The organism is Amycolatopsis sp. NPDC050768, from assembly GCF_040654155.1.
In the GTDB taxonomy this organism is placed as follows: Bacteria; Actinomycetota; Actinomycetes; order Mycobacteriales; family Pseudonocardiaceae; genus Amycolatopsis.
Genome location: NZ_JBFAHL010000023.1, coordinates 22496 through 46923 on the forward strand (window position 1 = coordinate 22496; position 24428 = coordinate 46923).

At 70.5% G+C, this 24428-nt stretch carries 26 protein-coding genes and 1 pseudogene; 14 read left to right on the top strand and 13 right to left on the bottom strand.

Going from position 1 to position 24428, the window contains the following annotated elements; all coding sequences use genetic code 11:
* Positions 1-171: 171 nt before the first annotated feature.
* Entirely contained in the window at positions 172-939 is a 768-nt protein-coding gene (locus tag AB0H62_RS43505; protein WP_220244104.1) for a helix-turn-helix transcriptional regulator, read from the bottom strand.
* A 72-nt stretch (positions 940-1011) separates the two neighbouring features.
* Here AB0H62_RS43505 and AB0H62_RS43510 point away from each other — a divergent pair, with 72 nt between their 5' ends.
* Complete coding sequence (locus AB0H62_RS43510; protein ID WP_220244105.1) at positions 1012-1740, top strand: SDR family NAD(P)-dependent oxidoreductase; 729 nt, start codon at positions 1012-1014, stop codon at positions 1738-1740.
* Positions 1741-1742: 2 nt separating this feature from the next.
* Here the strand turns inward: AB0H62_RS43510 and AB0H62_RS43515 are convergent, their stop codons facing one another.
* Positions 1743-2258, bottom strand: coding sequence for a hypothetical protein (locus AB0H62_RS43515; protein ID WP_220244106.1), 516 nt, complete (start codon positions 2256-2258; stop codon positions 1743-1745).
* 9 nt (positions 2259-2267) lie between these two features.
* Between AB0H62_RS43515 and AB0H62_RS43520 the strand changes: the two genes are divergently transcribed.
* Both AB0H62_RS43520 and AB0H62_RS43525 read left to right on the top strand, forming a co-directional pair.
* Positions 2268-2414, top strand: coding sequence for a hypothetical protein (locus AB0H62_RS43520; protein WP_360592187.1), 147 nt, complete (start codon positions 2268-2270; stop codon positions 2412-2414).
* Positions 2415-2526: 112 nt separating this feature from the next.
* Positions 2527-2925 carry a TOBE domain-containing protein gene (locus tag AB0H62_RS43525; RefSeq protein ID WP_220244108.1) on the top strand — a complete coding sequence of 133 codons (399 nt, stop codon included), beginning with the start codon at positions 2527-2529 and terminating at the stop codon, positions 2923-2925.
* 25 nt (positions 2926-2950) lie between these two features.
* Here AB0H62_RS43525 and AB0H62_RS43530 read toward each other — a convergent pair whose 3' ends face one another.
* On the bottom strand, positions 2951-3736 hold the full coding sequence (locus AB0H62_RS43530) for a sulfite exporter TauE/SafE family protein (protein ID WP_360592188.1): 786 nt from the start codon (positions 3734-3736) through the stop codon (positions 2951-2953).
* Positions 3737-4059: 323 nt separating this feature from the next.
* Here AB0H62_RS43530 and AB0H62_RS43535 point away from each other — a divergent pair, with 323 nt between their 5' ends.
* From AB0H62_RS43535 to AB0H62_RS43545, 3 genes are read left to right on the top strand one after another with little or no spacing between them, the layout of a single operon-like run.
* Positions 4060-4944 (top strand): extracellular solute-binding protein, encoded by an 885-nt coding sequence (locus AB0H62_RS43535; RefSeq protein WP_360592189.1) that lies wholly within the window; start codon positions 4060-4062, stop codon positions 4942-4944.
* On the top strand, positions 4945-5778 hold the full coding sequence (locus tag AB0H62_RS43540) for an ABC transporter permease (protein ID WP_360592190.1): 834 nt from the start codon (positions 4945-4947) through the stop codon (positions 5776-5778). It abuts the gene before it with no gap.
* 3 nt (positions 5779-5781) lie between these two features.
* Positions 5782-6837 (top strand): ABC transporter ATP-binding protein, encoded by a 1056-nt coding sequence (locus AB0H62_RS43545; RefSeq protein ID WP_220244112.1) that lies wholly within the window; start codon positions 5782-5784, stop codon positions 6835-6837.
* Between the two features lie 104 nt (positions 6838-6941).
* Here the strand turns inward: AB0H62_RS43545 and AB0H62_RS43550 are convergent, their stop codons facing one another.
* A complete protein-coding gene (locus AB0H62_RS43550; protein WP_220244113.1) occupies positions 6942-7409 on the bottom strand; it encodes a DUF309 domain-containing protein in 468 nt (155 codons plus the stop codon).
* 67 nt (positions 7410-7476) lie between these two features.
* Between AB0H62_RS43550 and AB0H62_RS43555 the strand changes: the two genes are divergently transcribed.
* A complete protein-coding gene (locus AB0H62_RS43555; RefSeq protein ID WP_220244114.1) occupies positions 7477-8916 on the top strand; it encodes a GuaB1 family IMP dehydrogenase-related protein in 1440 nt (479 codons plus the stop codon).
* Between the two features lie 51 nt (positions 8917-8967).
* Here the strand turns inward: AB0H62_RS43555 and AB0H62_RS43560 are convergent, their stop codons facing one another.
* Positions 8968-10254 (bottom strand): PhoH family protein, encoded by a 1287-nt coding sequence (locus AB0H62_RS43560; protein WP_220247107.1) that lies wholly within the window; start codon positions 10252-10254, stop codon positions 8968-8970.
* A gap of 735 nt (positions 10255-10989) precedes the next feature.
* Between AB0H62_RS43560 and AB0H62_RS43565 the strand changes: the two genes are divergently transcribed.
* The gene (locus AB0H62_RS43565) at positions 10990-11235 is read left to right on the top strand and encodes a hypothetical protein (protein WP_220244115.1); all 246 of its coding nucleotides are present in this window, start codon (positions 10990-10992) and stop codon (positions 11233-11235) included.
* Between the two features lie 88 nt (positions 11236-11323).
* On the opposite strand, the gene AB0H62_RS43570 is transcribed toward AB0H62_RS43565, so the two are convergent.
* Positions 11324-12100 carry an isoprenyl transferase gene (locus AB0H62_RS43570; RefSeq protein ID WP_220244116.1) on the bottom strand — a complete coding sequence of 259 codons (777 nt, stop codon included), beginning with the start codon at positions 12098-12100 and terminating at the stop codon, positions 11324-11326.
* A gap of 129 nt (positions 12101-12229) precedes the next feature.
* On the opposite strand from AB0H62_RS43570, the gene AB0H62_RS43575 reads away from it, so the two are divergent.
* Positions 12230-12871, top strand: coding sequence for a hemolysin III family protein (locus AB0H62_RS43575; protein ID WP_220247108.1), 642 nt, complete (start codon positions 12230-12232; stop codon positions 12869-12871).
* A 77-nt stretch (positions 12872-12948) separates the two neighbouring features.
* On the opposite strand, the gene AB0H62_RS43580 is transcribed toward AB0H62_RS43575, so the two are convergent.
* From AB0H62_RS43580 to mca, 6 genes and pseudogenes are all read right to left on the bottom strand, one after another.
* Complete coding sequence (locus tag AB0H62_RS43580) at positions 12949-13089, bottom strand: hypothetical protein (protein WP_360592191.1); 141 nt, start codon at positions 13087-13089, stop codon at positions 12949-12951.
* Between the two features lie 128 nt (positions 13090-13217).
* Positions 13218-15113 (bottom strand): annotated as a pseudogene (locus tag AB0H62_RS43585) (acyl-CoA dehydrogenase).
* Between the two features lie 502 nt (positions 15114-15615).
* Complete coding sequence (locus AB0H62_RS43590; RefSeq protein WP_360592192.1) at positions 15616-16173, bottom strand: hypothetical protein; 558 nt, start codon at positions 16171-16173, stop codon at positions 15616-15618.
* 117 nt (positions 16174-16290) lie between these two features.
* Positions 16291-18282 (bottom strand): thioredoxin domain-containing protein, encoded by a 1992-nt coding sequence (locus tag AB0H62_RS43595; RefSeq protein WP_360592193.1) that lies wholly within the window; start codon positions 18280-18282, stop codon positions 16291-16293.
* A 69-nt stretch (positions 18283-18351) separates the two neighbouring features.
* Positions 18352-18687, bottom strand: coding sequence for a hypothetical protein (locus AB0H62_RS43600; protein WP_220244121.1), 336 nt, complete (start codon positions 18685-18687; stop codon positions 18352-18354).
* Positions 18684-19598 carry a mycothiol conjugate amidase Mca gene (mca, locus tag AB0H62_RS43605; protein ID WP_255638438.1) on the bottom strand — a complete coding sequence of 305 codons (915 nt, stop codon included), beginning with the start codon at positions 19596-19598 and terminating at the stop codon, positions 18684-18686. Before mca ends, AB0H62_RS43600 begins: the two co-directional genes overlap by 4 nt.
* A gap of 158 nt (positions 19599-19756) precedes the next feature.
* Between mca and AB0H62_RS43610 the strand changes: the two genes are divergently transcribed.
* From AB0H62_RS43610 to AB0H62_RS43620, 3 genes are all read left to right on the top strand, one after another.
* Entirely contained in the window at positions 19757-20212 is a 456-nt protein-coding gene (locus AB0H62_RS43610; protein ID WP_220244122.1) for a DUF4307 domain-containing protein, read from the top strand.
* Positions 20213-20410: 198 nt separating this feature from the next.
* Positions 20411-20908, top strand: a complete 498-nt coding sequence (gene greA, locus AB0H62_RS43615) for a transcription elongation factor GreA (RefSeq protein ID WP_220244123.1) — start codon at positions 20411-20413, stop codon at positions 20906-20908.
* Between the two features lie 82 nt (positions 20909-20990).
* Positions 20991-21803, top strand: a complete 813-nt coding sequence (locus AB0H62_RS43620; RefSeq protein WP_220244124.1) for an MBL fold metallo-hydrolase — start codon at positions 20991-20993, stop codon at positions 21801-21803.
* Here AB0H62_RS43620 and AB0H62_RS43625 read toward each other — a convergent pair.
* Complete coding sequence (locus AB0H62_RS43625) at positions 21800-22264, bottom strand: Lrp/AsnC family transcriptional regulator (RefSeq protein WP_360592261.1); 465 nt, start codon at positions 22262-22264, stop codon at positions 21800-21802. The two genes, AB0H62_RS43620 and AB0H62_RS43625, sit on opposite strands and share 4 nt — an antisense overlap.
* A gap of 121 nt (positions 22265-22385) precedes the next feature.
* Between AB0H62_RS43625 and hppD the strand changes: the two genes are divergently transcribed.
* Both hppD and AB0H62_RS43635 read left to right on the top strand, forming a co-directional pair.
* Positions 22386-23585, top strand: a complete 1200-nt coding sequence (gene hppD / locus AB0H62_RS43630) for a 4-hydroxyphenylpyruvate dioxygenase (protein ID WP_360592194.1) — start codon at positions 22386-22388, stop codon at positions 23583-23585.
* Positions 23586-23854: 269 nt separating this feature from the next.
* Positions 23855-24403 (top strand): YbaB/EbfC family nucleoid-associated protein, encoded by a 549-nt coding sequence (locus tag AB0H62_RS43635; protein WP_220244126.1) that lies wholly within the window; start codon positions 23855-23857, stop codon positions 24401-24403.
* Positions 24404-24428: the final 25 nt, after the last annotated feature.

Genomic DNA, 24428 nt, shown 5'->3' on the forward strand with positions numbered 1-24428 from the left:
GCCCGGCGCGCTGGGCACTTGGCGCATCAACGACCGCTCGATGGCGGGCGGGCCGGCCGGAAAACCATGCCAACCGCGAGGGCGCCGGGCCGAACGGACCGCCCGGCTCGGCGTGGCAGTCGGCTCCGCCAACTCCTAGCCAGGCGACAACTCACGGCCACCGGCCGAAAGCTAAGCCAGCCGGGCCAACGCGTGGGCAGAACGGCTGCCCGGTTCGGCGTGGTAGATCAGCACATCCCACTCCCCGCCCGGCACCGTCAGCACCTGCCGCCCCAACGACAACTCGCCCACCACCGGGTGGCGGAAAACCTTGCGCGGCGCGGCGTTCGTGCGCACGTCGTGGCGAGGCCACAAGCGGGCGAAGTCCTGGCTGGCGGCCAGCAGCTCGGCAACGAGAGCGTCCAGCGCCGGATCGCGCAATGCCGTCCGAGCACGGAGCATCGCCGTCACGTTGAGGGCCATCGTGGCCCAATCCGGATGCAGCGAACGCACCGAGGGGTCGAGGAAAAACGCGCGGGCGAGATTCGTGCCCGGCCGGTACATCGGCGCCAGCGCGACGGCGAGCGGGCTGGCGGCGAGCACGTCCATCCGCCGTCCCCACGCGAGCGCCGGCGCGCCACCGAGCTCGACCAGCTCGCGCACGCCCGCCGGCAGCTCCCCGCCGGTGATCCGGGGTGGCGAAGCGAGCCGGTGGAGGTGGGCGGCGCCGTCGTCGCCCAGGTGGAGCGCGCGGGCCAGCGCGTCGAGCACCTGGGGCGACGGGTGCCGGTCGCGGCCCTGCTCGAGGCGCACGTAGTAGTCCACGCTCACGCCCGCCACCGCGGCCAGCTCCTCGCGCCGCAGGCCCGGCACGCGTCTCGGGCCGTCGTCGGGCAGGCCGACGTCGGCGGGGCTGACCAGCGCCCGCCGGGCGCGCAGGAACTCGCCGATGGCGTTCATCTGCCCAGGTTAACCGTGGGTGGCCCTGTCGCGGCCTGGTGACGGTCGAGCCCTGCGACGACGCTGGCAGTCATGATCACAGCCCTCGTGAGCGGCGCCAACAAGGGTCTGGGCCGCGAAATCGCCCGCGGTCTGGCCCGCCGGGGCGCCACCGTCCTGCTCGGCAGCCGCGACCTCGCCCTCGGCGAGAAGACCGCCGCCGAACTCCACGCCGAAGGCCTGGCCGTGACGCCGGTCCGGCTCGACGTGACGTCCGCAGCGGACATCGACGACGTCGCCCGCCACCTCGAAACCCGCCACGGCAAGCTCGACGTCCTCGTCAACAACGCCGGCGCCCGCTTCTCCGTCGAACCCGCCGAGCTGACCGCGGACCACCTTCGCCGCGCCTACGAAACGAACCTCTTCAGCGTCGCCGCCGTCACCCACCGGATGCTGGGCCTCCTGCGAGCCGCGGAAGCTCCGCACGTGGTCAACGTCGCCAGCACCTCCGCTTCACTCGCCCTCACCACCGCCGAGGGCTCGCAGTTCGCGGCCGCGACGGACACCATCGCCTACTCGTCGTCGAAAACCGCGCTCGTCATGCTCACCATCCGCTACGCGACCACCTTCCGCGCCGACCCCGCGTATGCGCACTTGCGCGTCAACGCCGTCACCCCCGGCTTCATCGCCTCCGACCTCAACGGCCACACCGGCCCCCGCACCGCCGAACAGGGCGCGCGCGTGGTCCTCGACCTGGTCGCGCAGGGCGCCGCGGCGCCGACCGGGGCGTTCCTCAACGAGGACGGCCCCGTGCCCTGGTGATCTCAGGACGTGTGCCGCCGGGCGACCGCCGCGAAGGCCTCGATCGCGTGGTCGAGGTCGCTGGCCGCGGCGGCGACCGGCGGAGGCAGCACCGGCCGGTTGAACGCACCGCCGGCGTCGAGCTCGAAGCGGGTGTGGTGCAGCAGCATGTCCTTGTGCCGCAGCTTGCGGGCCTGGGCGACGAGGTCGTCGGGACCGCTCATCACGAGCAGGCCGTAGAAAGCCCGCATCTGCGCCCGCGCCGTGTAGTACGCGTCCTCGTACTCGGCTTCGCGCGCGACGTCGCCTTCGTCGGCCTCGCCCAGCTTCTGCCGCCGGTGGATCACGTTGAGGTCGACCACGTGCTGGCGCGCCCGCGTCGCGGCCTCGATCAACCCCGCACAACGGTCGGCGCGGTCCTGCAGCAACCGCGCGCGCCGGGCCGCGCGCAGCTTCACCGGCTCCACGAAAGCCCCCAGCGTCACGCCCGCCAGCGACGCGACGGCCGCGATGATCGCGACACCCACAGCGGTCAGCACGGCAGCAGTGTGCCGGCCGGCACCGACAGGAGTCAGCCGATCAGCCGCGGCGCCACCGGGTCGGCCCGCGCGCGCGTGGTCCTCGACCTGGTCGCTCAGGGCGCCGCGGCGCCGACCGGGACGTTCCTCAACGAGGACGGCCCCGTGCCGTGGTGACCTCAGGACGTGTGCCGCCGGGCTCGTAAACCCACCCCGTTTCGGGCGGCGCGATGGCTCTCTGTCGCTTCGGAAATTCCGTGTCGTGGAGTCACCCGTTTATGCTGCCGAGGTGTCGCAGTACCGGATCTCCGAGGCAGCGAGGCTGCTCGGCGTCAGCGATGACACCATCCGGCGCCACATCGACGCCGGAACGCTCACCGCGACCAAGGACAAGGTCAACCGGTCCGTGATCGACGGTGCGGAACTAGCCGAGTTCGCTCGCCTTCAGGGCGAGTCCGCGCCTGATCCGACCTCGGTGGGGAGCTCGGCGCGTAACCGCATGGTCGGGCTGGTCACGTCGATCGTCGCCGACAAGGTCATGGCCCAGGTCGAGATACAGTGCGGCCGCGACCGCGTGGTCTCCCTGATGAGCACGGAGGCGGTCAAGGAACTCGGCCTCGAACCCGGGTCGCCGGCCGTCGCGGTGATCAAAGCGACCACCGTTGTGGTCGAAACGCCGAACGCCTGATCAGCTGCGCACCTCACCCGTCGGATCAGGCGAGCGTGGCTTCGATGACGTAGAGCGCGCCGATGCTCATGGCGAGGATGCCGAGCAGGAGGCGGAGCCCGGTTTCGGGTAACCGGGGCTGCAGGCGGGTGCCGAGATAGCCGCCGAGCAACCCGCCGAGCCCGCAGGCCAAGCCGACGAGCCAGTCGGGTGCGATGTCGCCGGTCGAGGTCGTCGCGAGCACGGCGAACGAGGCGGCGCCGACGAGCGAGGTGACGAAGGTCGATGCGAGTGCGGCCGGGGCGGCGGTGGTGACGGGGACTCCGCGGCTGACCAGGATCGGGCTGAGCAGCGAGCCGCCGCCGATCCCGTAGATCCCGCCCACGATGCCGACCACGAGCGCCAGAGCGACGGTCGCGCGCGGCGACGGTGGCGTGTCGGAGCGGTGCGGGCGAGGGTGCAGCGTGCTGACGCAGATCCACAGGCCGAGGGGCAGGAGGAAGGCCGCGGCCAGGAGGCGGAACACCTGCGGACCAGGCACCGCGAACACGCGGATGACGGCTCCGATCACAACGCCGGGCACGGTGCCGGCCAGCAGCAGACGCGTCAGCCTGCCGCGCAGATGCACGCTTTGGCGGTGCCGGACGAGGGCTCCGGGGCCGGCGACGACGTTGAACAGCAGGTTCGTCGGGGTGACGGCCGGGTTGGGGACGCCGAGGATGCTGACCTGCACGGGAAGGAGGAATACCGCGCCGGACACGCCGGCGGGAGTGGTCACCGTCGAGATGATCAGGCCCGCGAGGAATGCGAGCGCCTCCGTTGACCAGCTCACTGCTGCCCTTCCTGTCGTCGCGACCGCAACAGCTTGCGGCAGAGGCAGTCCACCAGGCACCTGGGGATGGCCGCCGAGCGTGGCCGTCGCGGGTGTCCTGATTGTGGCGGGTGAGCTGTTCGGCGCTGTCGTCCATACCTCACAGTCGGTAGCCTTGCCTACTCTGCGACGCGGCAGGAGGTAGCACGATGCGACGGGGCTTCGGGCTCAGAGCGCTGGCAATCGGTGCGGTGGCGGCAGTGGTGGCAGCGTGTGGGTCGTCGCCCCCGCCGCAATCGGCTCCGGCGAGCGGGTCCGCTGTTCCGGTCACCGGCACGTTGATCGTGAACGGGGCGGGCACGTTGGCCAAGCCGTTCGCGGCGATGATCGCGGCGTTCAAGGCGCAGAACCCGGGCGTGACGGTGCAGTCGCGCTTCGCCGGGAGCGTCGAGGTGGTGCGGGGCATCACCGAGCTGCACAACCCGGTCGACGTGCTGGGCGTGGCGGACTACTCGCTGATCCCATCGAAGATGTACGGCACGAACGGTGGCACGCAGTTCGCGAACTGGTACGTCGGGTTCGCCTCGAACCGCATCACCTTCGCCTACACCGATCAGAGCAAAGGGGCGGCCGGTCTCACGGCGGACAACTGGTACCAGGTGCTCGCGCAGCCGGGGGTGAAAGTCGGCCGGTCCAATCCGGACACTGACCCGTCGGGCTACCAGACGTTGCAGATGCTCGCGCTGGCGCAGACCTACTACCACCAGCCGAACCTGTCGGCCGGGGTGCTGGCGAACTCTCCGCCGGAGACCATGGTCGGCACCGAGACGCAGCTGCTGCCCGCGGTGTCCTCCGGACAGATCGACTACCTCGGGATCTACCGCTCCGACGCCTTGCAGCACCACCTGAAATTCCTGGACCTGCCCGCACAGATCGACCTGTCCGACCCCGCGCTGGCCGCGACGTACGCGACGGTCAGCGTGCCGACGTCGTCCGGGCCGCGGACGGGCAAGCCGATCGTGTACGCGCTGACCGTGCCGACCAACGCGCCGAACTCCGCGGCGGGGCAGAGGTTCGTCGAGTTCGTGCTCTCCCCGGCGGGGCAGAAGATCATGAGCGACAACGGGTTCTCCGTGGTCAACCCGGCGGTCGCGGGAGTCGCGAACGGCGCGCAGCTGCCCGCGTCGGTGCAGCCGCAGACAGTTCCGGCGAAGCTGCCCGGGGGCTGAATGAGCGACACGGCCGACCGCGTGGTGCCCCGGCGGGTGCACGGGATGTTCCCCGCACTGCTGTGGGTCGCCAGTGGGCTGCTGCTCGGGTTCATCCTGCTGCCCGTGCTCGGCCTGGTCACCGCCACCTCGCCCGGCGGCCTCCGAGACGCCGCGGCCAGCGACGAGATCCGCGACGCCCTGTTGCTGAGCGTCCAGGACGCCGCGATCACCGCGGTGATCGCGACGGTGCTCGGTGTCCCGCTGGCCTACCTGCTCGCGAAGCGGCGATTCCCCGGGCACGCACTCGTCCAGGCGATCGTGGACCTGCCGCTGGCCGTCCCGCACACCGTCGCCGGGATCTCCCTGCTGTTCGTGTTCGGCCGCACGGGCTGGCTCGGCGCCCCGCTGCAGGCCGCAGGCTTGTCCTTCTACGGCACGCAGGCCGGGATCATCGTGGCGATGCTGTTCGTCAGCGCGCCATTCGCCGTCAACAGCGCACGCGTCGCGTTCGAAGCCCTGGACCCGAACGTGGAACGCGCCGCGCGGAGCCTGGGCGCCTCGGCCGGGCAGACGTTCCGGCGAGTCAGCCTCCCGCTGGCCTGGCGCGGAGTCCTGACCGGCGCGGTGCTCGTGTACGCCCGCTCGATCAGCGAGTTCGGCGCCGTCGTCATCCTCGCCTACTACCCGGCCACCGCCCCCGTGACGATCTACAACCTGTTCCTCTCCTCGGGCCTCGCCGAATCCGCGTCGGCCGCGGTGCTGCTCCTGCTCGTCGCCCTGGCCACGTTCCTCGTGCTGCGCACCCTCGCCTCGGGCTGGCTCGTCGCGGGGAACACCCGCGCGCGGCGGTGACACGTGCTCATCGTGTCCGACCTGCGCACCGAGGCGGGATCATTCCGGCTGGGCCCGGTGGACCTCACCGTGTCCCCGGGCCGCGTCCTGGTCGTGCTCGGCCCCTCCGGCGCGGGCAAGAGCATGCTGCTCGACACCATCGCCGGATTCCGCACCCCCGGACGCGGCCGCGTGCTCCTTGACGGCCAGGACATCACCGGTCGGCCCGCCGACCAGCGCCGGATCGGCGTGGTGTTCCAAGACGCGGCCCTGTTCCCGCACCTGTCCGTTCGCGCCAACGTCGGCTTCGCGCCCGCCTTACTCGGCCACCGGCGCAACCCCGAAGTCGACGAGCTGCTCGACCGGTTCGGCATCACGCACCTCTCCCACCGAGCGCCACGCTCGCTCAGCGGCGGCGAACGGCAACGAGTCGCACTGGCCCGCGCCCTCGCCGCCCGACCGGCCGCCCTGCTCCTGGACGAACCCCTCTCGGCACTCGACCAACCCGTCCGCGAAGAGCTGCGCGAAGTGCTCCGGGCGACACTGCGGGACCTGGCCGTGCCCGCCATCCACGTCACCCACGACCGCGACGAAGCACTCCGCCTCGCCGACGACCTGGCCATCCTCAACGCCGGCGCCCTCCGCCAGACCGGCCCCACCGACGAGCTCACCCGCCACCCCACCGACACGGTCACCGCCCGCCTGCTCGGCTGGGCGGAACTCGGCCCCGCGGCCCGCGGCCCTGACGGCCTGCGCGTCGGCGACCTGCCGATCGACCCCGCGGTCCGCTACGGCGCCGCGACGCCGGGAACGGTGTTCTACCGACCGGAGGAAGTCCTCATCGGTGGTCCGGACCGGATCTCGTCCCCCGCGCTGCGGGTGCGAACCCAGGTCGTCGAGGTCGTACGCACGCTCCCGCTCGCCCGGGTCCTGCTCGCCACCACACCACCCCTGACCGCACTCGTGTTGCACCGTGACCTCGAGGGGCTCGATGGGCTCGACGGCGAGGTGGAGGTCACCGTGCCCCAGCACGCGCTGCGCGTCATCGAGCCCGGCACACCACTCCTTCTGCCTGGGTGAGCGCACTTCTCTCGCGTTGCAGGATCGCTGCTCCGCCGCGACGGCCGCGATGATCGCGGCACCTACGGCGGTCAGCACGGTTTGCCGGCCGGCACCGACAGGAATCAGCTGATCAGCCGCGGCGCCGCCGGTTCGGCCCGCACGCGCGCCTTCGCCTCGCGGGCCAGCTCGCGAGCCCACTCCTGCAAGCCGGGGACGTCGATCCCGTGCGGCGGAGCGGCCGCGAACGGCTCGAGGTTCGCCGCACCGCGCTCCAGCAACGCGACGGCGCCCGCGCCGTTGCCGCGCAGGGCGTGGGTCAGGCCGACGGCCAGCTGCGCCAGGCCGCGCCAGAGCTCGCGTTCGGGGCCGTTCGTGGCCTTCCACGCGTCCTCGAAGACCTCGTGGGCGTGGAACGGACGGCCCTCGTCGAGGAGCAGCTGGGCTTCGGTGAGCGTGTCGCCGGGGGTGCGGACCACGCCTTCCGGCTGGCGGGCGACGCCGTCGGCGCCGTACGGCAGCGGCCGGCCGAGGCCGTCGCGCGGGCGGGCGTTGCGCGCTCGGCCCGATTCGTCGCGGTCACGGCCGTTCATAACGGCATTGTTCCACGGGTCACGCCGGGTTCGCGTCGGCGGCGTCAGGCACGTAGTCTGGGGACTCGTGCGCTTTCTCGACGGGCACGTGCCCCCTCATGACCTGACCTACGACGACGTGTTCCTGCTGCCGAACCGCTCGGACGTGGAGTCCCGCTTCGACGTCGACCTGTCCACTGTGGACGGCACCGGTGCGACGATCCCCGTGGTGGTGGCCAACATGACGGCCGTCGCCGGGCGGCGGATGGCCGAGACGGTGGCCCGCCGCGGCGGCTTGGTGGTGCTGCCGCAGGACGTGGACACGGAGGCGGTCGCCGAGATCGTCACGTGGGTGAAGAGCCGCCACACCGTGTGGGACACCCCGCTCGTGCTCACGGGCGGTGACGCCGTGGCAGACGCCCTCAACCTGGTCCACAAACGCGCCCACGGCGCCGTCGTGATCGTGGACGGCGAAGGCCGCCCCGTCGGCGTTGTCGACGAAGCCGCGTGCGCGGGCGTTGACCGCTTCGCGCGCCTGGCCGAGATCGCGGAGCCCGCGACCGTCGCCGTGCCGCTGGACACGCCGCCGCGCGAGGTCTTCGACCTGCTCCACACCCACGGCGGGCGCCTCGCGCTCGGCCTCGACGCCGAAGGCCGCCTCGCCGGCGTGCTGACCAGCGTCGGCGCGCTGCGTGCGGGCGTCTACACCCCCGCCACCGACGCCGGAGGCAAGCTGCGCGTGGCTGCCGCCATCGGCGTGAACGGCGACGTGGCTGCGAAGGCCGAGGCCGTGCTGGCCGCGGGCGTCGACGCGCTGGTCGTCGACACGGCCCACGGGCACCAGGAGAAGATGATCGCCGCACTGAAGGCCGTGCGCGCGATTTCGCCGAGCGTCCCGGTGGTGGCGGGCAACGTCGTCACCGCCGAGGGCACCCGCGACCTCATCCACGCGGGCGCGGACGTCGTGAAGGTCGGCGTCGGCCCGGGCGCGATGTGCACCACGCGCATGATGACCGGCGTCGGCCGGCCGCAGTTCTCCGCCGTCGCCGAGTGCGCCGCCGCCGCGCGCGAGCTGGGCAAGCACGTCTGGGCCGACGGCGGCGTCCGCCACCCGCGCGACGTCGCCCTGGCCCTCGCCGCGGGCGCCTCGGCCGCCATGGTGGGCTCCTGGTTCGCCGGCACCCACGAATCCCCGGGCGACCTGCGCTACGACGAGCAGGGCCGCCCGTACAAGGAGTCGTTCGGCATGGCGTCCAAGCGCGCTGTCGGCGCCCGCACCCGCACGGACAACGTCTTCGAGCGCGCCCGCAAGGCGTTGTTCGAAGAGGGCATCTCCACGTCGCGCATGGCCCTGGACCCCAACCGCCCCGGCGTGGAGGACCTGCTGGACTCCATCTGCTCGGGCGTCCGCTCCTCCTGCACCTACGCCGGCGCGCGCACGATGGAGGAATTCCACGAGCGCGCGTTGCTCGGAGTGCAGTCGGCTGCGGGGTTCGCGGAGGGTCGGCCGCTTCCTTCAGGCTGGTGACCCGTGGGTGTTGCGCCCGGTGACAACCGGACGCAACACCCACGGAGCAGATCAGCCGTGATCCTCCAGCATCTCCGTGACCAGCGCCGCAATCGGCGACCTCTCCGAGCGCGTCAGCGTGACGTGCGCGAACAACGGATGCCCCTTCAGCTTCTCGATCACCGCCGAGACGCCGTCGTGGCGGCCGACGCGGAGGTTGTCGCGCTGGGCGACGTCGTGGGTGAGGACCACGCGTGACGCGGTGCCGAGGCGGGAGAGCACCGTGAGGAGCACGTTGCGTTCCAGTGACTGCGCCTCGTCGACGATCACGAAGGAGTCGTGCAGCGAGCGGCCGCGGATGTGGGTCAGCGGGAGCACCTCGAGCATGCCGCGGTCGAAGACCTCGTCGAGCACGTCCTGGCTGACCAGCGCGCCGAGGGTGTCGAACACGGCCTGCGCCCAGGGCTGCATCTTCTCGCTCTCGGACCCGGGCAGGTAGCCGAGGTCCTGGCCGCCGACGGCGTAGACCGGGCGGAACACCACGACCTTGCGGTGCTGGCGGCGTTCCATCACCGACTCGAGGCCGGCGCACAGCGCGAGCGCCGACTTGCCGGTGCCCGCGCGTCCGCCGAGGGAGACGATGCCGACGTCCGAGTCGAGCAGCAGGTCGAGTGCCACGCGCTGCTCGGCGGAGCGGCCGTGCAGGCCGAACGCCTCGCGGTCGCCGCGCACCAGCCGCACGCGCTTGTCCGCCGTGACGCGGCCGAGGGCGCTGGAGCTGCCCGCGAGCAGCCGCAAGCCGGTGTGGCACGGGAACTCACCCACCTCGGGCAGGCCGTACTCGACCGGGTCGACGGTGCCGCCCGAGAAGAGGCTGTCGATCAGCTCCTGAGGGGCGTCCACGTCGGCCATGCCCGTCCAGCCCGACGGCGTGACCTCACCCGCGCGGTACTCGTCGGCGGCCAGACCCACGGCCCCCGCCTTGACCCGCAGCGGGATGTCCTTCGTCACCAGCGTGACCGACGGCCGTTCCACCGCGAGGTTGAGCGCGCACGCGAGGATGCGGTGGTCGTTGGAGTCGGTCCGGAAGCCCACGGGCAACACCGACGGATCGGTGTGGTTGAGCTCCACCTGCAGGGTGCCGCCCTCTTCGCCGATCGGGATCGGCGCGTCGAGCCGGCCGTGCTTGAGCCGCAGGTCGTCGAGCAACCTGAGCGACTCGCGGGCGAACCAGCCGAGCTCGGGGTGGTGGCGCTTCGCCTCCAGTTCACTGATGACGACCAGGGGCAGCACGACCGCGTGTTCGGCGAATCGCGTCACCGCCCACGGGTCGGAGAGCAGCACAGACGTGTCGAGCACGTAAGTGGACTGCCCGGATTCGGGCGAGATCGAGGCTTTCTCCGGGCCAGAGGCACCGGTCGAAGAACGGCCAGAGGCCTTGCGGGGTGAACGCTGCGCAGTCACGACGGCATCTCCCTCGAGGGCGTGTTGCACCCCACGCCCGCACTCGCTGGGCCGGGCACCTCCCTGGCTGGGTCCGCACTCCCTGACGTTGGCTACGTCAGCGCGCGCGGCCACGAGGGCCGGGTGCCGGCCCCCTCGTGCATCGTGTGGGCGGCTGTGCCGCCCCCTCGATCAACGCCACGACCAGGGCCTCCCGTGAGGGCCCGCACGGAACGCGTGCCCTCACTTCCGGAAGGTACCGACGGATCGCGGTTCGTGCAGGCAGCCACACAGGTGATTCGCTCATTCGTCACCTCACCGTAGGTCGTCCGACATCAACACCCCGTCACTGTCACGCTGCGTCACCAAGCCAGCAATCGGGTGATCACGCGGTGGCGTGATCATGGAAAAAAGATCACCGAACGCGTTCGAAAGATCCGCGCAAAGGCTTGTACCACGGGGTGGACGAGAATGCATTTCGCGTCCTGAAGACAGGACCGGACCGGGTGAACCACGCGATTTCGGCCTCACACAATGGGCGTACCCGGCACTCATTTCGGCCTCGACGAGGGTAATTTTCTCACTGCGGGACACACCACCGGAAACTTCGGTGCCCCGGATCCCAGATATCTCTACCTAGGAGTGTGCGAAGTGCTGAAGAAGGCTGGAATCGTCGCCGGTGCCGCCGCAGGCCTGCTGATGATCGGCGGCACGGCGTTCGCCTCGCCGGCAGACCACGGCTACACCCCGGACCCGACGTTCGGCGACGCCTACGCGACCTTCATCGAGGGCGGCGGGGCCCTGGGCTTCGGCGCGGCCTCGCTGGTCGCCGGTGCTTACACGGGCATCGCCACCACCCCGGCGCTGGTCCTCCACTCGCTGGAGCACCACGGCTGATAGCCGACCTCGGCTACGGAAGGGCCCGGAGTTCCGACTCCGGGCCCTTCTGCTGTGCTCTGTTCTTGTCCGGCCGCACTCAGGCGCCTCAGGTGCCGAAGCGGCGGTGGCGCCACGCGTAATCGCGAAGCGCGCGAAGGAAGTCGACCCGCCGGAATGCGGGCCAGTACGCCTCCGTGAACCAGAATTCCGAATGCGCCGACTGCCAAAGCAGAAATCCGGAAAGCCGCTGCTCTCCTGACGTTCGGATAATAAGGTCGGGATCCGGCTGGCCGGACGTGTAGAGGTGTTCCGAGATGTGGTCCACGTCGAGGATTTTCGCCAGCTCGCGGATCGACGTGCCCTCGTCGGCGTGCTGCAGCAGCAGCTTGCGCACGGCGTCGGCGATCTCCTGCCGCCCGCCGTAACCGACGGCGATGTTGACCTCCATGCCGGTCCGGTCCTCCGTGCGGGCCGCGGCGGCGGTGAGCTTCTTCGCGACGTCCAGCGGCAACAGGTCCAGCGCCCCCATGATCCGCAGCCGCCACGGCACGGCCGGACCCGCGAGCTCGTCGGTGACGTCGGTGATGATCTTCAGCAGCGGCTCGAGCTCGTCGGGGTCGCGGTTGAGGTTGTCGGTCGAGAGCAGCCACATGGTGACGACCTCGACGTCGGCCTCGCGGCACCAGCTGAGGAAATCGGCGATCTTCTTGGCACCCGCGCGGTGCCCGTCGGCCACGTCGGCGAACCCGGCTTCCCGCGCCCACCTGCGATTTCCGTCGAGCATGATCGCGATGTGCCGCGGATGGCGGCCCCGCGCCTGCTGGATCAGGCGGCGGCCGTAGACGCTGTAGACGACGTCGGACAGGAAGGACCGGAGGCTCACGTCGGCTGAGCGTACGCACCCCCGCGTCACACGTGTGACGCGCCACGGGGGGTGGCGAAAAACCTACGCTCCCGTAGCGTGGGGTCGGTGAGCGTGACGACCGAACCCACACCGTCCGGCCCTGCGCCAGTGGACACCCGCCCGCGCCTGCGCGGCCACATCCACTTCTGGTCCTTCTTCGGTGCCCTCGCGGGCGCCGCCGCCCTGGTGAGCCTCGCCGCGTCGACCGTCTCGCCCCTGGCCGCCCTGGCGACGTCCGTCTACGGCCTGACCGTGCTCGGCGTCTTCGGCGTGAGCGCGCTGTACCACCGCCGCCTGTGGAGCCCACGCGCGTACAAGTGGATGAAGCGCGCCGACCACTCCATGATCTTCCTGTTCATCGCCGGCACCTACACCCCGTTCACCCTGCTGGCCATGTCGAAGCCCACGGGCTACATCATCCTGGCCATCGTCTGGGGCGGCGCCATCCTGGGCGTCGCGATGAAGATGCTGTGGCCGAACGCGCCCCGCTGGCTGGGGGTGCCGATCTACATCGCCCTGGGCTGGGTGGCGGTCTTCGTCATGCCGGAGCTCGCCCAGCACGCCGGCGTCGCCGCCCTGGTGCTGATCTGCGTGGGCGGTCTGTTCTACACGATGGGCGCGGTGTTCTACGCGGTGAAATGGCCGAACCACTGGCCGGAGACGTTCGGGTATCACGAGTACTTCCATGCGTGCACGGTGTTGGCGGCGGTGTCGCATTACGTCGCGATTTGGTTGGCCCTCTACGCCTAGCAGGTGCCCCTGGCGATCACAGCCCCGTTCTCGGCACGTACCTGCAATCCGATCACGCGGAGGACGGTAGCGCGTAGCTACCGCAACAGCAGGAGCACCGCCGCTCCGATCGTGCCGCGCGTGATGATGAGCAGGAGGGCGTAGCGGAGCGTTGTGGCCCAACCGGCTTTGGCGGCCGTGAGCAGCGTCGTGTGAGTGGTCCCCCGTGTGGCTGTCAAGGCCAGGACCTCCGGTGGGTGCGGATTGCGGACCCCCGGCGAGAAGATGTCGCCAGGCGCAAGGGTAGCGGCAGGCGGCCGAGCCGGGCGAGCGGCCGATCAGGTGGCGTCCGCGCGCCGAAGCGGTGTCACGAGTGCAGCATCGGCGCCGCCAGGAACTGTGACGGGATTGCGAAGGCGTCCACGAGGGTGCCCGCGTGGGGACGCAGTGAAGCGCACAGCTCGTTCACCGCGGCGGTCACGGCCTTGGACCGCGAAGTCGTGAGGCGGCCGTGTTCGAGGAACCAAGCCCGGTCCTCCTCGATCGCCGACAGGGCGTACAGATCGCACACCCGCGAGAGCAAAGCCGCGGCCTCCGGATCCGAGCAAGCGTCGACCGCGCGAGCAAATGCCTACAGCACAAGGTGATCCACGTGCACCCGGCCGGCGCGCAGCACGTGGTCCTGCGCGGCGCTGAAGACGCCGAACGGGTCGTCGGCGGCTTTGCGCAGGCGGTTGGCGACGCCGTCGAGGACATGTTCCTCGCGGTCCTCGAAGAGGCGCAGCTGCCATTCGCGGTCGAAGAGCACCTCGGCGTCGTCGGATTCCGTCAGGCGTTCCACGAACTTGCGGGCGGAGGTGCGTTCCAGGACAGCGCCCACCAGCTGCTCGGCGACGAAGCGCGCGGTCGCAAGTGGACTGAGGTCCGCGAAGTGCTCTTTGTATTGTGTGAGAAGGCCTTTGGCCACGAGCTGGAGCAGCACCGTGTTGTCGCCTTCGAAGGTGGTGAAAACGTCGGTGTCGGCTTTGAGGCCGGCCAGCAGGTTTTCCGACAGGTAGCCGGCGCCGCCGCAGGCTTCGCGGGCGGCCTGGATCGCGGCGGTGGCGTGCCAGGTGTTGGCGGCTTTCAGGCCGGCCGCGCGGGATTCCAGTTCGCGTTGTTCCTCTTCGGGCGCGTCGGGCGCGATGTCGTTCAGCTTCGCGACGAGCTCTTCTTGCGCGAAGTGCAGCGCGTATGTCTTCGCGAGCGCCGGCAGGAGCTTGCGCTGGTGGCCGAGGTAGTCGAGGATCACGACCTCCTCGCCGTCAGGGCTCTTGAACTGCCGGCGCTGCTCGCCGTAGCGGATGGCCAGCGTCAGCGCGCGTTTCGTGGCGCTGCCGGCACTGCCGCCGACGCTCACGCGGCCGCGGATGAGCGTGCCGAGCATCGTGAAGAAGCGGCGGCCGTCGCTTTCGATGGGGCTCGAGTAGGTGCCGTCCTCGGCGACGTCGCCGAAGCGGTTCAGCAACGCTTCGCGCGGGACGCGGACGTGGTCGAAGGCCAGGCGGCCGTTGTCGACGCCGTTGAGACCCGCCTTGCGGCCGCAGTCCTCGATCGTCACGCCCGGCATCGGCGCGCCGGAGTCGTCGCGGATGGTCACGAAAAACGCGTGCACGCCACGGGAATCGCCACCCGTCACGAGCTGCGCGAAGACCACTGCGGCGTGGCCGTCGCGCGCCGCGTTGCCGATGTATTCCTTGGTGGCGCCGGGATCCGGGCTGTGGACCACGAACTCCTGCGACGCCGGGTCGTACGTCGCCGTGGTGTGCAGGTGCTGCACGTCGGAGCCGTGGCCGTGCTCGGTCATCGCGAAGCAGCCGAGTAGGTCGAGGTCCATGATGCGCCGCAGGTACTTCTCGTGGTGGCGCTGCGTACCGAGCAGTTGCACGGCGCCGCCGAACAGCCCCCACTGCACGCCGGCCTTCACCATCAGCGACAGGTCGCCGAGGCCGAGCATCTCGAACGACACCACCGAACCGCCGATGTCGCTCTGCCCGCCGTACGCGCGGTCGAACCCGAGCGCCGGCCGGTCGGTGGCGGCGAGTTCGCGCAGCTGGTCGAGTACCTGCGCGCGGTGCGCCTCGACGTCGAGGTCCACGGGGTCGCGGAACTCCTCGCCCGACATCTGCGCGCGCACGCCGCCGCGTAGCTCGGCCCAGCGGCCGTCGAGGACGGCGGTGAGCGCGTCCGGCTCCACCTTCGCGGGAACGGCAGGGATGTCCACGGCTCCTCCGATGCAGCTGGCGGCTACTCACTGGTAAGCCTGCCCCCGCCGCCGCGTCGTCGCAGGTCGAGGTGACGAAGACGACTCGATCGTTTGGTGGTTGTCCCGGTGGGGAAAGCCCGCGGCGATGAGTTCACAAGCCACCGCCACGGGGGTCTCGGCGACGGATCGGCGGACTTTGCGAGGACGGTGACGTTTCCGCGCCTGACGGGGACATTCGGGCGACCGGCCTCGGCGCCGATCAGTAGCCGACCGTGCGCGCGGGGGACTTTCGCGCCGCCGCGAGAAGTTGTGTTCCGCGGCTTCGCCGCCAACACAAACGTGCGACGGCAACGAATGGTGGTCAGCTCACGCACGGCGGGGACTTTCGCGCCGCAGGCCCAACTCCACACCGACGACGCTGAGGAAGCACTCACGCGGGCCGGGCGCGTTCGCCGGCCACCCCCACACGCGAAAGGGACTCTCGCGCCGAAGCACGAGAGTCCCCGCCGGTACCCGGCCGTCAGCTCAGGTCCGGGCCCTTCGAGCGCAGGTCGTCGACCTTGGTCATCGCGTCGCGCAGCTCGGCGAGCCACGTGTCGGCGTGTTCGCCCACGAGCCGGACGGCCCAGGCCAGCGCCTCGGAGCGCGAGCGGGCGACGCCGGCCGCGACGAGGGTGTCGAGGACCAGCCGTTCGGGCTGGCGCAGGCGCGTCATCACGGGCGCGGACAGCGTCGTGAACAGCACCTGCGTGCCGCCCAGCTTGGCGCCCCACGCGACCTTGCGCTGGTAGCGGTGCTCGGCCTGCCGGGCGATCTCGATGCGCTCGTCGCGCGTGTCCTCGCGGAACCGGCTGATGCGGCCGTCCTCCGCGGCCGCGCGGGCCGCGTCGTCGGCGAACTCGCCGGTCAGCGCGGGCAGCTCGCCCACGATGATGATCTCCTCGCGGTCGACCGTGACCTCCGGGTCGCCCGTGAACCAGCCGTCCGGGAGGCGCCCGCCGAACCAGGCGGCCGCGTCTTCGGCCGACGGCACCTCGGCCTGCTGCCAGCCGCCGCGGCCCTTCCAACCTCGTCCCATGTGTCCCACCACCTTGAAGTGCGTGTACATGTTCGCCTCCGCGATTACATGATTACCTCGATACTCAAGCTACGCCGAATACACGTCGGGCAGGGCACTGTTCACCAGGGGCGGAACTCAGAGCTGCGCGAGCAGGTCCTCCGCCGAGGTCACCGGGCGATCGCAGACGTAGCCGCGGCAGACGTACGCCGCCGCAGCGCCGTCCACCAGCGGACGGTCCGCCAGCAGCGGCACGCCGGGCGCATCCGGAGCGCCACCCAGCACCACGCCGCCGCCGTGGATCTGCCGCGCGGCCGCCGCGACCAACTCCGCCCGGTCCTCCCCGACGACGGCCACCTGCACCGGCCCCGACTGCGCCGCTTCAGCCACCGAAAGCCAGTGCCCGGTGAAGCGCGGCGCCCGGCCCACCAGCAGGCCGGCGCGCTGCAGGGCCGCATCGGCCGCGTCGCGATACCGCGCGGCCTGCTCGAACCCGGCCAGCGCGGAAGCCGTCAGCAACGCGCCCGCCAACGCCGAAGCCCCCGAAGGGCTCGCGTTGTCCGTGGGGTCGGAAGGGCGCTGTACCAACGTTTCCGCGTCGTCCGCGGTGTCGTGGTACGCGCCCACGGCGTGCGAAGCGAAGTGCGTCAACGCCAGGTCCAGCAGCCGCGAAGCCTCCTCCAACCACCGCGGCTCGCCCGTGGCCTGGTGCAGCGCGAGCAGGCCGTCGGCCAGGCACGCGTAGTCCTCGAGGACGCCCGCCGGCACGCCGACCACGCCGTCGCGCGAGCTGCGCCGCAGGCGGCCGTCCACGAGGTGAGTGGAAAGCAGCAGCGACGCCGCCCCGCGCGCCAGCTCGATCCACTGTGGACGCTCCAGCGCGACACCCGCCTCGGCGAGCGCGGTGATGACGAGGCCGTTCCACGCGGCCACCACCTTGTCGTCGCGCGCCGGCTGCGGCCGCGAAGCCCGCGCCGCCAGCAACGCCTGGCGGACGCGCTCGAAGCGGTCGGCAGACTCCGGCTCACCCGGCAGCTGCAACGTCGACGAGCCTTTTTCGAACGTCCCGGACTCCGTCACCGAAAACACCGAAGCCGCCCAGACGCCGTCCTCGTCGCCGAGCACTTCGCGCAGCTCGGCGGGCGTCCAGACGTAGGTGAGTCCCTCGACGCCGTCGGTGTCCGCGTCGAGCGAAGCCGCGAAGCCGCCCTCCGCGGTCAGCAGATCCGCCTCCAGGAACCGGACGATCCCCTCGGCGACGCCCAGCGAGAACGAAGACCCCCGCCGCGCCAAATGGGCGTAAACCCGGAGCAGCAAAGCGTTGTCGTACAACATCTTCTCGAAGTGCGGCACGATCCACTCGGCGTCCACGGAGTACCGCGCGAAGCCGCCGGCGAGCTGGTCGTGGATGCCGCCGCGGGCCATGGACTCCGCGGTCGACGAAGCGAGCGACAACGCTTCGGCCGAGCCCGTGCGCTCGTGGTGGCGCAGCAGGAACTCCAGCACCATCGACGGCGGGAACTTCGGCGCGCCGCCGAACCCGCCGTGGACGGGGTCCACCTCGGCCGCGAGCTTCTCGACGGCGCCGGCCAGCACGCCGGCGTCCACCGCCGAAGCCTGCAACGGCCCGCTCTGCTCGGTGAGGTGCCCGATCAGCCGCTGCGCGCCCTCGCGCAGGTCTTCGGGACGCTCGGCCCACGCCTCCGAGACGGCCACGAGCAGCTGCCCGAACGACGGGATGCCCGGCCGCGGCGTCGGCGGGTAGTAGGTGCCGCAGTGGAACGGCTCGCCCTCGGGCGTGAGGAAACAGGTCATCGGCCAGCCGCCCTGGCCGGTCATGGCCTGGGTGGCGGCCATGTACACCGCGTCGATGTCCGGCCGCTCCTCGCGGTCGACCTTGATGTTCACGAAGTGCGCGTTCATCAGCGTCGCGGTGCCCTCGTCCTCGAAGGACTCGTGGGCCATCACGTGACACCAGTGGCACGCCGCGTAGCCGACCGACAGCAGGATCGGCACATTGCGCTGCCGCGCCTCCGCCAGCGCTTCAGGCCCCCACTCGCGCCAGTCGACGGGGTTGCCCGCGTGCTGCAGGAGGTACGGGCTGGTCGCGTCCGCCAGTCGGTTCGCCATGACACCAGGGTGGCATGGCGCTGGTCGGGGCCAGTCAGGCACGTCGGCGAACCCGCCTGGCGGGCGAGGTCAGTCGGACTTGGCCCGCGCCGGGTCGGCCGGCTCGGCGGCCTTCACCTCGATCTGTTCGCCCGCGTCGTCCGACGCCGGTGTTTCGCCCGAAACCTCCGAGGCAGGTTCCTCCTTGTCGAAGCTCGCCGGCACCTTCTTCAGGTGCTTGCTCATCGACCGGATGAGGAACGCGACCGCGATCAGGAACAGGATCAGCACCAGGAAGCCGACGGGCGAGGACTTGCCGAAGTCCTCGCCCTGACCGCCGTTGTCACCGCTGTCGGGCTGCTGGGCCAGGAACAGGGCCGAGGCCGTCAGCGGGGCGACCGCGACGGCCGGCACACCGAAACTCATGGACTCACCTTCTCCTTGATGCCGGCGAACAGATCATCCTCCGGCAGCGTGCTGTCCACCAGGGAGCGGTTCAGTTCGTACTCCTCGGTCGGCCACGTCTCGCGCTGGATCTCGAGCGGGACCGCGAACCAGCGGCTGGTCGGGTCGATCTGCGTGGCGTGCGCCTTCAGCGCCTCGTCGCGCACCTCGAAGTATTCACCGCACTCGATCCGGGTGGTCACCCGCTCCATGATGTCGGCTCGATCCGGGTCCCAGTTCTTGAGCCACTCCTCGTAGGGCGAGGGCAGGCCGGCCTTCTTGAGCGCCTCGTCGAACAGGAGCATCCGGGCCTTGGAGAAGCCGTGCACGTAGTAGAGCTTGAGCGGCTGCCACGGGTCACCGGCGTCCGGGAAGCGGTTCGGGTCGCCCGCCGCGTCGAACGCCGCCATCGACACCTCGTGGGTGCGGATGTGGTCCGGGTGCGGGTACCCGCCGTTCTCGTCGTAGGTGATCAGCACGTGGGGGCGAAACTCCCGCACCACGCTCACCAGCGCCTCGGTGGACTCCTCCAGCGGCACCACGGCGAACGAGCCCTCGGGCAGCGGCGGCAGCGGGTCGCCCTCGGGCAGCCCGGAGTCGACGAAGCCGAGCCAGCGGTGCTGCACCCCCAGGATCTTCGCCGCGCGCGCCATCTCGTCGCGGCGGATCTCGGCCATGTTGGCCAGCACCTCGGGCCGGTCCATGGCGGGGTTGAGGATGCTGCCCGCCTCACCGCCCGTGCACGTCACGACCATGACCTCATGGCCCTCGGCGACGTACTTCGCCATCGTGGCGGCACCCTTGCTGGACTCGTCGTCCGGGTGCGCGTGCACCGCCATGAGACGCAGGTTTGAGGCGCGGTCGCTCGTCATCAGCTCGTCAGCTCGCACCATGTTCCGAACGACCCTTTCGTGTCCCGTTATTCCGTCGTACCCTGCCCCGGCTCCCAGCCACCGGAGCGGCTCGCGGATACTCGACGACAGGTGGTGCCCCCAGTCGGGCTCCACCCATTGTCCCCACGGGTACGACAAGAACGACCGGAGGCCCGGACTTGCAGACCGGAGAGACCGCAACCGCCGAGGGAGACGCCCACCCGGCGCCGCCCGCGGACCGGTACGGCTCGCCCGCCAAGACCGGGTCGAAGCGCTGGAAGCGCTGGGTTTTCGGCGCGGTCGCCGTGGTCGCGAGCTTCGGCGTGGCGTGGATCGCCTACGTCAACCTCGGCCAGACGTCGATCGACGCCGAGCGGGTGGCGTTCGAACCCCGCCCGGGCAACGCGATGGAGATCACCATCAACGTCACGCGTGACGACCCCGACAAGGCCGGGGTGTGCGTTGTGCAAGTGCAGGACAGGTCCGGCTCCGAGAGCGGCCGGAGAGAGGTGCTGGTTCCCGCCGGGGCCGGCCACAGTCGAGTGAGCACAGTCGTGAAGAGCATCGGGGAACCGGTGACGGCCGACGTGTACGGCTGCTCTTACTCCATACCACGTTACATGTCAACCCCATAGCGGCCAACGGGGTGAAATGCGCGGCGAGTGTCCGCGCGACGTGGAATGGACCGGCGTCGCTGCATCCTGCCGTGATAAGCTGACACACCAGCACGGCCCGAGGCGGGCCGTGTTTTTCCTTTATCCCAGCCGTGCGGGCGCAGTGAGCCCGTGCGGAGGCCGGCTTGAACACCCAAGCCTGGCAGGCCCGACGAGGAGATGGTGACCGTGAGCGACAAGGTGACCTGGCTGACCCAGGATGCCTACGACAGGCTCAAGCACGAGCTCGACGAAATGATCGAGAATCGTCCGGTCATCGCTGCGCGCATCAACGACAGCCGCGAAGAGGGAGACCTCAAGGAAAACGGCGGCTACCACGCGGCGCGCGAAGAGCAGGGCCAGGCCGAGGCGCGCATCCGCCACCTGCAGGAACTCCTGCGTTCGGCGAAGGTCGGCGAGGCACCCGCGGACGACGGCACCGCCGGTCCCGGCAAGGTCCTCACCGTGAAGTACGCGGGCGACGACGACGAGGAGAAGTTCCTCCTCGCCACCCGTGAAGAGGGCGCCGAGGGCGCGCTCGACGTGTACTCGCCGGAGTCGCCGCTGGGCAAGGCCCTGCTCGGCGCCAAGGAAGGCGAGTCGCGCGAGTACGAGCTGCCCAACGGCCGTACGCAGCAGGTCACACTGGTCAAGGCAGTGCCTTACATCGAGGCCTGACCCACCGCGGTCTTCGCGTACCCGGCTCGCATGAGCCGGGTACGCGACTAGCGTGGCCCCTGAACACCACTGGGAGGCCACGATGAGCACAGAACCGCTGTGCCGCACGTGCGGCATGCAGTACCCCGAGCCCCGTGACGACTGCCCGATCTGCGAGGACGAACGCCAGTACGTGCCGCTCACCGGCCAGGCGTGGACCGACCTCGCAACGCTGCGGTCGAGTGGCGAGTACCGCCCGCGCATCGAAGAGCAGGGGCCGGGCGTGATCGGCATCGGTTCCGAACCCGGTTTCGCGATCGGCCAGCGGGCGCTGCTCGTGCGGGCCGAATCCGGCAACTTCCTCTGGGACTGCGCCGCTTATCTCGACGACGCGCTGGTGCGGCAGGTCACCGACCTCGGCGGCATCACGGGCATCGCGATCAGCCACCCGCACTACTACACGACCATGGTCGAGTGGGCCCACGCCTTCGACGTGCCGATCTACCTTCACGAAGCCGACCAGGAGTGGATCGGGCGCCCCGACCCGTCGATCCGGCTGTGGTCGGGCACCACCCTCGACGTGGCCGACGACCTGCGGCTGATCAACCTCGGCGTGCACTTCACCGGCGGCACCGTGCTCCATTGGCCGGCCGGTGAAGACGGCCGCGGGGCGCTGCTGTCCGGCGACATTGTGCAGGTCATCCCCGACCGCACCCACGTCGCTTTCATGTACAGCTACCCGAACCTGATCCCGGAACGGCCGAGCGTGGTGCGGCGCGCGGCCGAACTGCTGGAGCCCTACGCGTTCGACGCGATCTACGGCGCGTGGTGGGACCGGATCGTGCGCAGCGACGGGCACGAGGTCGTGCAGCGTTCGGCGAAGCGGTACCTGGCCCACACTCTCGACGCGTTCTAACCGCGCGCGGTGCGTTCCAGCAGCGGACGCACCCGCGGTGGCACCGGCGTGGACAGCGCGATCGAGGTCGACGTGCGCAGCACGCCGTCCACGCCGACCACCTCGTCGATCACGCGTTGCAGGTCGTCGTTGTCGCGCGCGACCAGGCGGACGAACAGGTCGCCCTGCCCGGTGGTGGCGTGCACCTCGCACACCTCTTCGATGGCGGCGAGCGCCTCGGCGACGCTGCCGCGCCGGCCCTGCGCGATCTCGAGCACGGCGAACGCGGTGAGCCCGTAGCCCATCGCGGCGAGGTCGAGCTCGGGCGGGAAGCCGCCGAGGATGCCGCGTTCGGTGAGCCGGTCCAGGCGGGCCTGCACGGTGCCGCGCGCGACGCCGAGGCGGCGCGCGCAATCCAGCACGCCCAGCCGGGGCGAGTCGGTGAGCAGCAGCAACAGCCGGGCGTCGAGCGAGTCGAGCACGGTTTCCTCCCTGCGCAGGTTGTCCACGTTGACCGCAGCTTACGGCTTGCCGCTGGGCACATTGTCCAGCGAATTCGGTGACCGTTGCTCATCTTGCCGTGGCGCAACCATGCTTCAGGGCATGACCCACACCATGGATCCGCAGGGCGCACTCGACGACGTCAGCTTCGACCAGCTCCGTCAGCTCGTGGGGCTCGTCGAGCACGACGCCAGCAAAGACCCTTTCCCGGTCAAGGCACTCGACGCGGTGGTTTTCGTCGCCGGCAACGCGACGCAGACCGCGTGGTTCTACCAGGTCGCGTTCGGCATGCAGCTCGTCGCGTACTCCGGGCCGGAGACGGGCCGCTTCGACCGCAAGGCGTTCGTGCTCAAGTCCGGCTCGGCGCGGTTCGTGATCACCGGCGGCGTGCGGCCGGACTCACCGCTGCTCGACCACCACCGCCGCCACGGCGACGGCGTGAGCGACCTCGCGCTGGAGACGACCGATGTGGACAAGTGCGTGGCGCACGCCCGCGCGCAGGGCGCGACGATCCTCGAGGAGCCGCACGACGTCTCCGACGAGCACGGCACCGTCCGGATGGCCGCGATCGCGACATACGGCGAAACCCGCCACTCGCTGATCGACCGGTCGCGCTACGACGGCGTGTACCTGCCCGGGTTCGAGGCGCGCGAGAGCACGGTGACGCGGCCGGCAGGTGCGCCAAAGCGGCTGTTCCAGGCGGTGGACCACTGCGTGGGCAACGTCGAGCTCGGCAAGATGGACTACTGGGTCGACTGGTACCACCGCGTGATGGGCTTCGTGAACATGGCGGAGTTCGTCGGCGACGACATCGCCACCGACTACTCGGCGCTGATGAGCAAGGTCGTTTCCAACGGCAACCACCGCGTGAAGTTCCCGCTCAACGAACCCGCTGTGGCGAAGAAGAAGTCGCAGATCGACGAGTACCTCGAGTTCTACGAGGGCGCCGGCTGCCAGCACATCGCGTTGGCCACCAACGACATCATCGCGACGATCACCGCGATGCGGGCCGCGGGCGTCGAATTCCTCGACACGCCTGACTCCTACTACGAGGACCCGGAGCTGCGCGCGCGGATCGGCGAGGTGCGCGTTTCGATCGAAACGTTGCAGGAGCACAAGGTTCTGGTCGACCGCGACGAGGACGGGTACCTGCTGCAGATCTTCACGAAGCCGATCGGCGACCGGCCCACGGTGTTCTACGAGCTCATCGAGCGGCACGGTTCGCTGGGCTTCGGGAAGGGGAACTTCAAGGCGCTGTTCGAGGCGATCGAGCGGGAGCAGGAGCGCCGGGGCAATCTCTGACGCCCTTGCGGCGCCACAGGAAACCCTCGATCGGCGTGGTTGTCAAGGATTGAGTGGTGCGAGCGGCCCGTTCGCGACAAAAAGTCGCGGGCGGGCCGCTTGCCACGTTTTGTGTCGGCGCGGGCACGTACAGTCGATTCAGGTGCCGGTGAGACCGGTTGACCCGGATGGCAAACTGGGCCGATCGGATCAATTCGGACGGCACCGGAACCTGGGGCGGGCCGGATCCGTCACTGTGGGGAAGTCGGCTCGAGAGGAACGGGGGCCCGATGTCGGACGGCGTCGACGCCAGTCAGCGGATGGTGGACGGCTGGACGCGGCAGCTGCAGGAGACGGCTGCGCGCTACCAGGCGATGGCCGACCGCATGCAGGGCCAGACCGTGACCGAGCGGGCGAAGGACGGTTCGGTCGAGGTGACCGTGGATGCCAAGGGGCTGCTGAAGAACCTGGTGATCTCCGAGTCCGCGGGCGGCAAACGGATGGCCGAGGTGTCGGCACAGGTGATGCAGCTCGTACAGAAGGCGCAGGCGCGGATTCCCGAGCTGCTGCAACAGGTTGCGAGCGAGACGCTGGGCACCGACGCCACCGGCGACAAGCTCGTGGAAGACGCGAAGAGCACGTTCCCCGCACCGCCGCCGGAAGAGCCACCGCCGCCGCCGGCACCTGTGCACCGGTTCGGGCCCGAGGATTCCGACCCGCCTCCCCCGCCGCCGGCCGCGCCGCCGCGGCAGCAGGCCCCGCCTCCGCCACCACCGCGTCGCCGCCGGACCGAGACGTCCGACGATGACGACGATTTCGGCGGCTCGATCCTCTCCTGATTCAGGTTTCTTACACAGCCATCCT